Source organism: Vibrio atypicus (assembly GCF_009811315.1).
In the GTDB taxonomy this organism is placed as follows: Bacteria; Pseudomonadota; Gammaproteobacteria; order Enterobacterales; family Vibrionaceae; genus Vibrio; species Vibrio atypicus.
In genome coordinates this window covers 369,357-383,115 of record NZ_BLID01000001.1, presented here as the reverse complement: position 1 = coordinate 383,115, position 13,759 = coordinate 369,357, and the positions used below count along the sequence as shown (strand labels likewise).

Below are 13,759 nucleotides of genomic sequence, written 5' to 3'. Positions count from 1 at the left end.
ACTTAAAAAATGGATCGCGTAAAATTAAAAAAAGCTCGTGAGTTTCAAGATAATATATTGAGTGCTCTCATCTGGGCGGCGGCGGCATTAACGGTTGGCTTCTTGTTCTGGATTATTTGGTACATTCTTTCGAATGGTTTACAGCATGTAGACTGGAACTTTATCACTGACAATTATACTCGTACAGGTGAAGAGCACGGCATCTTCCCGATGATCGTCGCAACGGTGTATATGGTGATTGCTTCGATTGCGGTCGCGGCACCACTTGGCATTATGACGGCTATTTACTTAACGGAATACGCACAAGTGGGCAGTAAACTGGTTAAAGTGATTCGTTTCTGTACAGAGTCTCTAGCCGGTATCCCATCGATTATCTTTGGTCTCTTTGGCATGACTTTCTTTGTCGCTATTTTGGGTCTCGGCTTCTCGATTCTTTCCGGCGCTTTGACGTTAAGTATCCTGATTTTGCCAGTCATTATACGTACAACAGAAGAAGCGTTGATGGCGGTTCCACAGACTTATCGAGAAGGGTCTTATGGCCTTGGCGCATCGAAAATCTATACTATCTGGCGTTTAATCTTGCCAAGTGCGATGCCAGGAATCTTGACCTCGGTTATCTTAAGTATTGGTCGTGTCATCGGTGAATCTGCGCCAGTATTTCTAACTGCGGGCATGGTAGCGCGAATTCCAGATTCACTCATGGACTCTGGTCGTACATTGACCGTACATTTATACAAGTTAACCACTGAACTGTTTACCGTAGAAGAGTGGAATCAAGCTTATGGTACGGCCACAGTGCTGATTGTTGTTGTCTTACTGATCAATATGGTGACTAAGTTAATCGCCAGACGTTTTAACACCGCCACATACTAATCGGCGTGCTTTCAAACAGTAAGATAGATACCAATTCAAGAATTTAGAGATTAAAAAGATGAACAAATTTGATATTAAAAACCTAGACCTTTTTTATGGTGAGAACCAAGCACTTAAGTCCATTGATTTACCGATTCCAACTCGTCAAGTGACCGCTCTCATCGGTCCTTCAGGCTGCGGTAAGTCAACATTACTACGTTGTCTAAATCGTATGAATGACTTGATTGAAGGGGTGAAGATTACTGGCGACCTAAACATGGATGGTGAAGATATCTACGGTAATATCGATGTTGCTGACTTGCGCATTAAAGTAGGTATGGTGTTCCAAAAGCCGAACCCATTTCCGATGAGCATTTATGAGAACGTAGCTTACGGCTTACGTGCGCAAGGTATAAAAGATAAGAAACACATAGATGAAGTAGTAGAGAGCTCTTTACGCGGTGCAGCGCTTTGGGATGAAGTGAAAGATCGATTGAAGTCTCATGCGTTTGGTTTGTCTGGCGGTCAGCAGCAGCGTTTGTGTATTGCACGCACGATTGCCATGGAGCCAGATGTCATTTTAATGGATGAGCCGACTTCCGCTCTTGACCCTATTGCAACGCATAAGATCGAAGAGTTAATGGAAGAGCTGAAAAAGAACTACACGATCGTTATCGTCACCCATTCGATGCAGCAGGCGCGTCGTATCTCAGATCGAACCGCTTTCTTCTTAATGGGAGAGTTAGTTGAGCACGATGAGACAAAAAACATCTTTAGTGAGCCCAAAGATGACCGAACAAAAGGCTACGTAAATGGTGATTTTGGCTAATCACTGAATAGTTTTACTGGCATTATCACTATAATAATAAGCGATGGTACTTTGCCCCTCATTTTGAGGGGCTTTTTTGTTTTTATGCGTTGTGTGTGCAAATTTTAAATTAATCTCATAGACAGTTCATCAAAGGTATTAGTTCTAAAGTTAAGTAAATACTGAGCCTGATAATCGAACTGATTATTCTTGATGATTAAATTTTAATCAAAAATTATGCTATTTATCATTGTCAATAGAATGTCAGGTCTTTCATGAATGCTGATTTTGTGCATTCTCATTTGTGATATTTTTTGCACTCTCAAATTAAAGATCTCTAGTAATAAGGTTGTAAAGGGTATTTGTTTTTCGATGAAAAATATTCAGACTATATGGACATTACAACAAGATTCATACACAGAATTTTTAACAACATGAATTGATTTTTGCGCAGTGCTTTAGGAACTAAACCTAAGGGCGGTAGCGTTGAATAAACCGAGTTGAGCCTGGTAATTTATATGGAAACTGGATATCCAATAAAACAACATGGGGAAGAGTCAGTATTAGTATATCGCTTTATCGATATATTTCTTATTTGCTCCGTTCTAATTATTACTACTCTTTTGTATGTTGAAGAGTTTTCTTCTCTATATAAGCTTATTTTGTGTGTGGTTGTTATAGCTTACTTTTTTGCTGCTGAAATCTCTGGTGTTTACCATACACACAAGCGTACATCTCTAAAGCAACTCCTTCTGACTGTGTTTACGTCATGGTTCATCTGTATTGCTTTGTCACTAGTCATCGGTTTCTTTTTTAAAGTTTCAGAATCCTACTCTAGAGTGGTTTTGGGTGTGTGGTTTTTGTCTACGCCTATTTTCTTAATGGCATGGAGATGGGCGGTATTTGTATTGCCGAAAAGCTTACGTCCAGATGATTGTTATCGAAACAAGTCAATTATAATTGGCGCAACGCGAGCTGGTTTTCTGCTTGCAAATGAATTGGAAAAAAATAAACACATCGATGAAAAGCTAATTGGTTTTTATGACGATAGGACGTCCGATAGGATTGAACAAAGCTTAGGTTCAATTAAGCCAAGTATCAAAATGTTAGGTAACATTGACGATGCGCTGTTATTAGCGAAACATCGAAGCGTTAAAAATGTGTATGTCGCACTGCCAATGGAAGCCGCGAAAAGAATTAAGCAAATACTGAATGCGTTTTCAGATTCAAATGCTCATGTACACATTGTTCCAGATTTCTTTACTTTTGATTTAATTCACTCTCGCTGGAAAAATGTAGGTCATGTTGTAACGCTTAGTGTGCACGATACGCCTTTCCGCGGTTTTTCTTCGATTATTAAGCGATTCGAAGATGTGCTGCTTTCGATCTTAATCATTCTACTTATTAGTCCCGTTTTGCTAGTCGTTGCGATTGGTGTGAAACTTTCCTCGCCAGGGCCAATTATATTTAAGCAAGACCGCTATGGGCTTGACGGGCGACCTATTAAAGTATGGAAGTTCCGTTCTATGCGCTCAACAGATAATGGCGCAGTCGTGAAGCAGGCAACCAAGGGCGATCCACGAATCACGAAATTTGGTTCGTTCATTCGCCGAACCTCTCTAGATGAACTCCCTCAATTTTTTAATGTTCTTACTGGTCAAATGTCTATTGTTGGCCCTCGCCCTCACGCTGTTGCGCACAATGAAGAATATCGAGGTTTAATAGACAAATATATGCTTCGTCATCACGTGAAGCCGGGAATTACTGGTTGGGCTCAAATTAACGGTTATCGTGGGGAGACGGATACGCTAGATAAGATGGAAAAGCGTGTCGAATATGATTTGACTTATATACAGAATTGGACGTTGTGGTTAGATATAAAAATTGTCTATCTAACTATTTTCAAAGGTTTTACGGGCAAAACAGCTTATTAAAGGATTATTCATGAAGACGTTAAATAAACCACTATCAGTGCTTACTGTCTCTCTATTAGCGAGTAATGCTTTTGCTGCGCTAGAAGGGAATGGATATACGACAGAATCCGGTCTGAAAGTGCTGCCAGTTTTCAATAGTGGCTATGAATACAACGATAATATTGGACGCTATTCAAATGATGCAAATCCAGAGTCCTCGTCACTGATAATTCTTGAACCTGGTGTTGCTTTGCAGGCAGAGCGAGGCGAAAGCAAATACCAAGTACTTTATCAGCTTTCATCGGGCAACTATTTGGATAGCCGTGATGATAATTATATTGATCACCGCTTTGCTACAGAAAATTTTATCTCACTTAATCGTAGAAACTCATTGTCAATCAACTATGCGTTTCTATATCAACATGAAGAACGTGGTACAGGTATCCTTGCTGGTGATAATTTCTCTACCGCAGCAAATGGTCCTGTGGAGTTTTCAGTTCATAAAGCAAGTCTGACTCATACGTATGGCTCAGATAATGCGACCGGTAGAATCGAATCCTCGCTTCGGATTGAAGACAAAAACTATCAGAATTATCGAAATATTAAAGATCCAGAGTTTGCTCCATATAGTACTAAATTTAAAGACTATTTTGAGTTTGGTGCAGGGATGGCCTTTTACTATCGCGCAATGCCAGCAACGAGATTACTAGCAGAAGTCGATATCAATAACCGTGATTACAAGTATGACGGCATCGATACGACAACTTCACAAGATAGCGTTGATAGATTTTTCCTGACAGGTGCAACATGGGATATCACTGGCAAAACGACAGGTAAACTTAGGCTTGGTCTACAAAGTAAATCCTATACAGAAGCGAATAGAGTGGACTTCAACGGTTTCAGTTGGGATCTAGATCTAGAGTGGAAGCCTCTGTCTTACTCAACCGTGCTCGTTTCTGCAGCACAACGAGCGAAAGATCCTGAGCAAGGTTCAAACTACGTCGATGAGCGAAGCTTTGATACGAATTGGAAACATTACTGGATGTCTAATCTGTTTACTGATGTTTCGTTCCTATATGTAAAAGATGATTACTCAGAGTCAACGCGAGTTGAGGACTTCTATCGCCTAGGTTTAGGTTTAGGTTACGAAATCCGTGATTTTGTCGAATTAAGCACTGGTTGGAGAATGGAAAATAATGACTCGTCGATAGATGAAAATAAATATAACCAAAATGTTTATTACGTCTCGGCTAATCTAATTTTCTAATAGGCACCAGATAATGAATAAAATTTTAGCAATTCTAGTCTTCACGTTTGTTTTGTTCTCCGAAGTCAACGCTAAAGCCTTCGAAGATACCTATAAAATTGGAGCTGGAGATAGGCTTCAGATTTCCGTCTATGGCGAAGATGACTTATCAATAGACGAACTTTATATAAGTAATGGTGGCAGATTTGAATACCCTTACTTAGGTCAGCTTAATGCTTTAAACAAAACACCGGAACAGCTTCGCAATGAGATAGTAAGAGGACTAAAAGGTGACTATCTGATTGATCCTAAGGTTCGTGTTAGTGTCATCGGATTCCGTAGTATTTATGTTAATGGTGAGGTAAAAAAACCTGGTGGTTATGAGTACCAACCGGGACTAACGGTTGATAAGGCTATCGCATTGGCTGGTGGTTTTACGGATCGTGCTGCAAGAAGCAAAGTGTATATCGCTCAATCAGGCTCGGAAGAATCCAAAAGCAAAGTGAAACTCTCAAATAAAGTCATGCCCGGTGACATTATCATTATAGATCAAAGCTTTTTCTAATTTTAATTTCCACATAATCGAAACCACATTCTGGACGCTAGCATGCTGAATCACACGCCTATTGACTCTACTCAACAAGAGCCACTGATTGATATTGGGTACTACATACACTTAATTAAATCACGCTGGCTATCGATTTCTTTCTTCACTTTGCTATGTACTGCGATTGCAGCACTGATTGCATTATCAATTACACCGACGTATAAAGCGACGGCAACTTTGTTGATCGAAGCTACTACAGCGAAAGCCGTTTCCATTGAGGAAGTGATTGGAATCGATACTAAGGCCCGAGAGTACTACCTAACGCAATATGAAATCTTAAAATCAAATCAAGTCGCACAACGAGTGATCGACAAACTACAACTGTCTCAGGTTGCAGAGTTTAATCCGAGTATAGTGGATTCTAAGCCAAGTATGCTCGACAACATTAAACAGCAGATACGTACTCACCCTACCATTGCTGCTTACTTTCCTGAAACCGAAATAACAGAAACGAATCTTATTGCGGCTCAGGCTGCTGTGAACCGAAATGTCCTAAAGGCGTTCAAATCTAAATTAATTATTTCCCCTGTTAGGAAAACACAATTAGTACATATATCGTTCGAGTCTCAAGACCCTGAGTTAGCAGCAAAAATAGCCAATGAGGTCGGCTTAGCTTTCATTGAAAACAATTTAGAGTCTAAGTTACTTGCGACAGAGCAAGCGACAGGTTGGATCAATCAGCGCTTAGCAGAACTAAAGCAGCAGTTAGATGAATCTGAGCAGGCACTACTAAGGTTTTTACAGCAGCAAGAATTGATCGATGACAGCGGCATCATTGCTCTTACTAGTTCTGAGCTTTCAAACTTGACAGATCGAATTGCGAAAGCAACGGATAAGCGTATCGAAACTCAAGCTCTTTATAATGCACTAAAAAGCAATGCGGCTACTGATGTGACGACGCTTGCATCCATGTCTCTTATATCTAATCACCCTCAAATTCGCGATATTCGTTTAGCTGAATCAAATGCTGAAAAAGAAGTCAGTGAGCTTTCTAAACGTTATGGCCCTAAACATGACAAAATGATTCAAGCTAATGCTCAGTTGAAATCTATTCAGAAGCGTGCAACAAAAGTTGTGAATAAGCTCATCAATGGTATTGAAAAAGAGTTAGCGAGTGCTAAAAACCAAGAAGCATTATTAAAAAATGAGCTGTTGACCAAAAAAGATGAGTTTCAGTCTCTTAGTGTTATCAAGCGTGAATACGACGCTTTGAAACGGGAAGTAGATACAAATGCAAAGCTCTATGATTTGTTTTTAACTCGTCAGAAAGAGACGACAGCTACGAGTGACTTCAGTGCGGCAAATGCTCGTTTTAGTGATTACGCTCTTATCCCAGAGTACCCGAATAAGCCAAATAAGAAGTTGATTGTGGTACTAGCGTTTGTCGCTAGCCTCGGCTTTGCCGTGGTACTCGTTGTTTGCTTGGATGCCTTTAATAGCACAATTGAGTCGGCCCGTGACTTTGAAAACAAACTTGGTTTACTACCAACAGGCACACTACCTTTAGTGAAAGATAAGTTATACAAAAAATCACCTATTGATTCAAAAGTGTTCAATAACGAAAAGTTTGGAGTTTTTCAAGAGTCGGTTGATTCAGTGCGCACCTCTCTTTATCTAAACCTACATAATTCAGAACGGAAAATGTTGGCTATTTCTTCATCTGTACCGGGGGAGGGTAAAACGACTACCTCTGTAAACCTTGCGATGTCATTTGCCAAGTTAGAAAGAGTATTACTAATTGACTGTGACTTGAGAAAACCATCTGTTGCGGAGCGTTTTGGATTGTCATCTAGTCAGCCTGGTTTGACTAATATTTTATTGATGAATACGCCACTTCAAGACTGCATTGCGACGATTGAGGATTCAAACTTAGATGTGCTGAGTGCTGGTATGTTAGCGCCTAACCCTCAAGAATTGTTAAGCAGCAAGGCTTTTGAAAAGTTAATGACTTATTTCGAAAGTAAATATGACCGTATCATCTTTGATACACCACCGATTTTGCCAGTCAAAGATGCGTTTATAGTCGGAAAGCTAACGAAAGGGATTTTGCTAGTCCTTAAAGCGAATAGCACAACAAAATCGGTTTATAAACACTCTATGACCCTATTTACTAAACATCAAATAACGATTGACGGTGTAGTGTTAAATCAGGTGCCTTCCCCAAAAAAGGGTTCACATACTTACTCTGAGTATGCGCAATATGCACAAAATAATTAAAGGTAATGGATAACGATGAACTCGCAAATAAAAGTGTTAACTGTCTTCGGTACTCGTCCAGAAGCAATTAAAATGGCTCCTTTAGTTAAAGAGCTAGATGATGCTGTTGGTATCGAAGCGAAAGTGTGTGTCACTGCTCAACATAGAGAGATGTTAGATCAAGTTTTAGACCTATTTAACATTAAACCTGATTTTGACTTAGATATTATGAAAACAGGTCAATCATTAAATGATGTAACTTCAAGAATTCTTTTAGGACTCCGCCCAATCTTGCAGGAGTTTAAGCCTGATATTGTGCTTGTACATGGTGATACTGCTACAACTCTATCGGCTAGCCTAGCTGCGTATTATGAACAAGTTTCTATTGGGCATGTGGAAGCTGGTTTAAGAACTGGCAATATTTACTCTCCTTGGCCAGAAGAAGGAAACCGTAAATTAACCGGGGCCTTAAGCTCTTTGCATTTCGCGCCGACTCAGGGTTCCGCAAATAACTTACTTGCAGAGAATATAGACCAAACAAACGTGTCTATTACAGGGAATACAGTAATTGATGCGTTAATGCTAGTTAAACAACGTTTAGTCGAAGATAGTGATTTAACCGAAACTCTAAACCATTTGTTTCCAATGTTGGACCCAAGCAAAAAACTAATTTTGGTTACGGGTCATAGAAGAGAGAGTTTTGGTGGTGGTTTTGAACGTATTTGCGAGTCGTTGGCAGAAATTGCAGAAAATAACCCAGAATCACAGATTATTTATCCAGTGCACTTAAATCCAAACGTTCAAGAGCCAGTAAATCGTATTTTAAAAGGTATCGACAACATCTACCTTATTGAACCACAAGACTATTTACCATTCGTCTATTTAATGGATAGATCGTATCTTATTTTGACTGATTCTGGTGGTATCCAAGAGGAAGCTCCTTCACTTGGAAAGCCTGTATTGGTTATGCGCGAAACTACAGAACGTCCAGAAGCTGTTGAAGCAGGGACTGTTAAGTTAGTTGGAACAGATAAAGCGACCATCATTTCAGAAGTAAATCGCCTAATGAAGGATGAAGAGGCCTACACAAAAATGAGTAAGGCACATAATCCATACGGTGACGGCCAAGCGTGTAATCGTATCATCGACGCGATTCGTAAATACTTTTCATAAATTTTCACTTTAAGATACTAGGAATAAAATCATGTCGTTCCAAAAAATTTCTGTCATTGGTCTTGGTTATATTGGGTTGCCAACAGCCGCAGTTATTGCTTCTCGTGGTATTGAAGTCGTTGGTGTAGATGTTAATCAAAACGCTGTTGATACGATTAATGAAGGTAACATCCACATTGTAGAGCCCGACTTAGACATTGTAGTTCGAGGCGTTGTGAGTACCGGGAACTTAAGAGCGACTACTACACCCGAAAAAGCAGACGCCTTTATGGTGGCAGTTCCAACGCCATTTAAAGACGATAAAGTGCCAGACCTTTCTTATATTAAAGCAGCATGTAAAGCAATTGCGCCTGTACTGGAAAAAGGAAATCTGGTGATTCTAGAATCTACTTCACCAGTAGGTGCGACAGAGAAATTGGCTACATGGTTAGCGGCAGCAAGACCGGACTTAAGTTTCCCACAAGATAAAGGCGAAGCTGCTGATATCAAAATTGCCCACTGCCCAGAACGAGTTCTTCCGGGCTATGTACTGCAAGAATTAGTTTCTAATGATCGTGTTATTGGTGGCCTTTCTAAAGCGTGTAGCGAAAGAGCTGTCGAACTCTACTCAACCTTTGTACGTGGCGAATGTATTATCACAAATGCTCGTACAGCGGAAATGGCAAAACTAACTGAGAACTCGTTCCGTGATGTGAATATTGCATTTGCTAATGAGTTGTCTGTAATTTGTGACAAGCTGAAAATCAACGTTTGGGAGTTAATAAAGCTCGCTAACCGCCATCCACGTGTCAATGTACTGAGCCCAGGGCCAGGTGTTGGTGGACATTGTATTGCTGTTGACCCTTGGTTTATTGTTGATAGTGCGCCAGAAGACGCGAAAATTATCCGTCAAGCACGCTTAACGAATGACGCAAAACCGCTTTATGTTATCGACCAAATCGAAAAAGCTGCTGACGAGTTTAAACGCCCTGTCATTGCTTGTCTTGGCTTAGCATTTAAAGCCGATATTGATGACCTCCGTGAAAGCCCTGCCCTGCAGATTGTCGAAGAGCTAGCAGCTAAAAACATTGGTCAGGTTTTAGCTGTAGAGCCAAATGTCCACTCATTGCCCGAGAAACTAGTCCATGCTGACGTGGAGCAAATGACACTCGATGCGGCTTTGGAAAAAGCCAATATCATTGTTGTCCTCGTTGATCACAAGCAATTTAAAGCAGCAGACAAAACACAGTTTGCAACTAAAGTCGTGATTGATACGCGCGGTATTATTGGATTAAGTTATTAATAAGATATTAGCTAAAATGAAAAAAGTGTTAGTAATATCGCCTCTTTCGACGACGGATTGGGGTAGTACAAGTGCAGGAGGAGTAGATTCTGTATGTCAAATGTTGTTAAAGCAGCTTCATCAGTCTCCTTCTAATAAGTTTTCATATAGGGTAGTTGCTTTCGACCCAATGAATAAAGTAATACAAGAAGGAGTAATTGAAAAGCTAAACTCTAATTTGGAAATTGTTAAATTTAACGTAAAAAATGATATAAAGCTAAATCGATTTGTTCCAAACTTAGTCTATCAGAATAAAAAAATTAAGGAGCAAATTTTAGATTTTTCCCCTGATTTGATACATTCACATTTGAACTCTTGGGTTGTCTGTCTAGGAACAAATATATCGAAAGTATTAACCCTTCATAGTTACAAGAAAATATGTAGAAAACGAGGTTCGTTTCTAAATAATTTTTTATATGAAATAGTTATCCCATTTCTTGCTAATAAGAGTATCTCGCGTTATACAAGTGTAAGTGAATATTTAAAATATAGCGTGGAAGGTGAAACGAAAAGACAAATTGATGTAGTTTACAATCCAATAGATGATAGATATTTTAAGCCGGTCTTTAGGACAAATACCCGGACGATTGAGTTAGTAACTTGCGCAGTAATAACCAAAAGAAAAGGTATTCATCACTTGGTCGAAGTAGTTAAAAAGCTGAAAGAGGCTAAAGTGCCGGTTCGATTAAAAGTTATAGGCCCCGTTTCTGATTCGTCCTATTATGAACATCTTTGTAAAGTGATTAGACAATATGGACTTGTTGAAAATATTCACTTTATGGGGGCTAAGTCTATTGAAGAAATTATAAACTTTTACGTAAATTCTGATATTGGTGTTTTTTTATCTGAAGAAGAGACGTTTGGTCTGGTTCCACTTGAAATGATCGCTTCCAAATTGCCGGTGATCTGTTCTAATACAGGCGTTATATCTGATTTATCGAAAAGAGAACAAGAAAATGAGTTATTAAATATAGTCGAACCTAATGATTACTTAAATATAGCAAAACTTGTGCAACGACTTAATAAACATTCTCAGACTTGTGGAAATGAAATGATTAAGGAAGAGTTTTCAGTGGAGAGCATTATTAATAGATATGAATCGATATACTTAAATGAGTTAATTTCTAATGATTAAAAGTATTATTTCTACGGGTGGTTTTAATATTACGTCACAAGTAGTTGTCTTTTCTGTCGAAATATTTATCGCAAGGATATTGTCACCATCTGACTTTGGTGTGTTTGCGTTGGCGCTAATTGCTGTTGAACTAATCAGTGTACTATCTCTAAAGAGCCTCGCAGTAAGTTTTGTACAGAATAAGAGTTCAACATCTTTAGACCTTTGTAGTATCGCTTGTACTGTTGTTGTCTTGAGCTTTATATTATCGATGGTTTCATACTATTTTTTTTACTTGTACGCACCATTTTTTGATGCAGAAAGTATTTATAATAGTTATGAAATCTTGGTTTGGACAGCTCCAATTTTGACTGCAGAGTATATTTATAGAACAGCACTGCTCAAAAAAGAAAAATATTGGCAAACTGGTGCATCTGAATTAATTTCAGTGGTTATATATGCTGCTTCACTTTTTACATTGGCAAGTGTTGGTTTAGGAATATATTCATTGTTGTATTCTTTTATGATAAGACAAGCAGCAAAGTTAGTCATGGTTATTTGGCTTTGTGGAAAAGAGTATAGGTTATTGGCTGGTTTTGACTATAAGGTTATATCCAAACATAGTAGAATGTCGATTGCTATGTCATTACAAAGTGTTTTTCTATTCTCAACCGCCAATATAGATAAGTATTTTGTGTCGTTAGCTGGTGGTACTTCAGGAGTAGGGCTCTATACTCGAGCATTAAAACTACTAAAAATGCCGCTTAATCAAATAGTTCGTAATGTTAGCTCTGTGTTATTCGTAGAATTCTCAAAAAAACAAGATGATAGGCTATTTTTAAGAGATACTTTTGTGACAACCATCAGTGCGTTAGCGTTCCTATTTCTCCCTATTGCTTTTGTTGTATTTTTTTATTCAGATTTGATCGTTACTACTATCTATGGCGAAAAGTGGATCGCTATGTCCGAGATGTTAAAAATTCTTGTTTTTGGAGTAATTATATCTTCAATCTCTATTGTTGTCGGTGATCTATTGAAATCTCAGAAAATAGTATATAGAGAGCTTTTTTCAAATATATTATCATTAATAAGCTTAGTTTTATTATCTTTAGTTCTATATCAAAAGTATTCGATATTTGGTGTGGCGTGGGCATATGTCTTTTCTCAAACTTTTTTTCTTATTCTACAGTTGATTTTTTTGAATACTGTAGTACCCATTAGGATTTCGACTTACGCGGCTACATTAGTAAAACCGGTCTTAGTAACGCTGATTTTTTATATTTCTTCTATGTTTATGATTAATGTTGTCACTGAGAAAATGGCCTTTTTAATTACTATACTAGTGTCTTTTATGTTTTGTATGTTTTTTTCTCTTCAATATAAAAGAGATCCTATTGTGTTTGGAAAGAAAGTTATGAGGTTCTTGAATGAAAAAAATCGCTATATTTAGTGTCAACGCTCAGTATAAAGTCGGTGGAGCAGAAACGTGTATAAACCAAATGTACGAAGCGCTTTGTGACAACTATGAAGTTGTCATAATATCAGGAGATCGAAGAGCATACAATAAATATTGCAAGTTTAACTATCCAAATATTCAAATTGTCAGTCTATTAGATATAAAGTTTTTCAATTACTTTAATAATTTTATAAATTATTTTATAATATTTAAATTTTTTACAAAGAATGAATATGATTTAGTAATTGCTAATTGTTCTACTGGAATAGCAGCTGTAAATGCAACTTGCAATAAGAATAGGAAATCTTTTTATTACGTACATGAAGAGTTTAGTTTAAATATACGACCAGAGTATATTCCTGCTACAGGATTAATAAAAAAAACACTGCGTCAAATTAGAAAATTGATAGACTATCCGTTTTTTGTATTTCACTGTATTAAGAATAGTCATGCTCTACAGAATTCAGATGCGACGATTGCCAACTCCAAATATATTGCTGACAGGATAGAAGAACAGGAATTAATTAAGCCGAGGATCATATACCCATTTACGAGTTCTATTGGAAAACCAATCTTAGAACCACATGCTAGTGACAGTTATATCACAATGATTGGGAGCGGAGAGGTAAAGGGAATTAGCACCTTTTTAAAAATAGCTCGCTTAATGCCAAATGAAAAGTTTAGAGTAATTGGGCGAGGATACGAGGAACACATGATTGACAATGTATTGTTTCATCCGTTTTTTGAAGATGTTGAAAATTTATATTCCACTAGCAAGTTGATTCTTGCTCCTTCGATATGGCGAGAAGCGTTTGGTAAGGTTTCAGTGGAGGCTTCGTCCTATGGGATTCCTGTTATAGTCTCGAACCGGGGAGGCTTACCAGAAACGGTTTGTGATGACGCTTTAATTGTTAAAGATTATAAAAATCCTCACGCATGGCTAGCGGTAATCTACCTAGTTTTGAAAGAGCGCGATAGATGGTCTAAACGTTGTAGGGAGCATTCTCATTTATTTGATGAGAAGTATGACATTAAAAAACTACTTTCTTTGATACAAGACTTGGAAATTTAAT

The 13,759-nt window shown here is 38.2% G+C and carries 11 protein-coding genes; all 11 read left to right on the top strand.

The genetic code is table 11. The features are described 5' to 3' along the window. Positions 1-9: 9 nt before the first annotated feature. The 11 genes from pstA to GVO60_RS01630 all read left to right on the top strand — a co-directional run bounded on the left by pstA (position 10) and on the right by GVO60_RS01630 (position 13,758). On the top strand, positions 10-873 hold the full coding sequence (gene pstA / locus GVO60_RS01680) for a phosphate ABC transporter permease PstA (protein ID WP_159650864.1): 864 nt from the start codon (positions 10-12) through the stop codon (positions 871-873). Between the two features lie 58 nt (positions 874-931). Then, complete coding sequence (pstB, locus tag GVO60_RS01675; RefSeq protein ID WP_159650863.1) at positions 932-1,681, top strand: phosphate ABC transporter ATP-binding protein PstB; 750 nt, start codon at positions 932-934, stop codon at positions 1,679-1,681. A gap of 497 nt (positions 1,682-2,178) precedes the next feature. Then, a complete protein-coding gene (locus GVO60_RS01670) occupies positions 2,179-3,594 on the top strand; it encodes an undecaprenyl-phosphate glucose phosphotransferase (protein WP_159650862.1) in 1,416 nt (471 codons plus the stop codon). A 10-nt stretch (positions 3,595-3,604) separates the two neighbouring features. Then, positions 3,605-4,840 (top strand): outer membrane beta-barrel protein, encoded by a 1,236-nt coding sequence (locus tag GVO60_RS01665; RefSeq protein ID WP_159650861.1) that lies wholly within the window; start codon positions 3,605-3,607, stop codon positions 4,838-4,840. A gap of 13 nt (positions 4,841-4,853) precedes the next feature. Next, entirely contained in the window at positions 4,854-5,384 is a 531-nt protein-coding gene (locus tag GVO60_RS01660; protein ID WP_159650860.1) for a polysaccharide biosynthesis/export family protein, read from the top strand. 42 nt (positions 5,385-5,426) lie between these two features. Further along, positions 5,427-7,643, top strand: coding sequence for a GumC family protein (locus GVO60_RS01655; RefSeq protein ID WP_159650859.1), 2,217 nt, complete (start codon positions 5,427-5,429; stop codon positions 7,641-7,643). A 15-nt stretch (positions 7,644-7,658) separates the two neighbouring features. Then, a complete protein-coding gene (gene wecB, locus GVO60_RS01650) occupies positions 7,659-8,795 on the top strand; it encodes a non-hydrolyzing UDP-N-acetylglucosamine 2-epimerase (protein ID WP_159650858.1) in 1,137 nt (378 codons plus the stop codon). Between the two features lie 31 nt (positions 8,796-8,826). Then, positions 8,827-10,077, top strand: a complete 1,251-nt coding sequence (gene wecC / locus GVO60_RS01645) for a UDP-N-acetyl-D-mannosamine dehydrogenase (protein ID WP_159650857.1) — start codon at positions 8,827-8,829, stop codon at positions 10,075-10,077. Between the two features lie 16 nt (positions 10,078-10,093). Continuing rightward, positions 10,094-11,251: a VpsD family glycosyltransferase gene (locus GVO60_RS01640; protein ID WP_159650856.1), complete on the top strand. Its 1,158-nt coding sequence runs from the start codon at positions 10,094-10,096 to the stop codon at positions 11,249-11,251. Then, a complete protein-coding gene (locus tag GVO60_RS01635; RefSeq protein ID WP_159650855.1) occupies positions 11,244-12,680 on the top strand; it encodes an oligosaccharide flippase family protein in 1,437 nt (478 codons plus the stop codon). Before GVO60_RS01640 ends, GVO60_RS01635 begins: the two co-directional genes overlap by 8 nt. Beyond that, entirely contained in the window at positions 12,658-13,758 is a 1,101-nt protein-coding gene (locus tag GVO60_RS01630; protein ID WP_159650854.1) for a glycosyltransferase family 4 protein, read from the top strand. Before GVO60_RS01635 ends, GVO60_RS01630 begins: the two co-directional genes overlap by 23 nt. Position 13,759 lies beyond the last annotated feature (1 nt).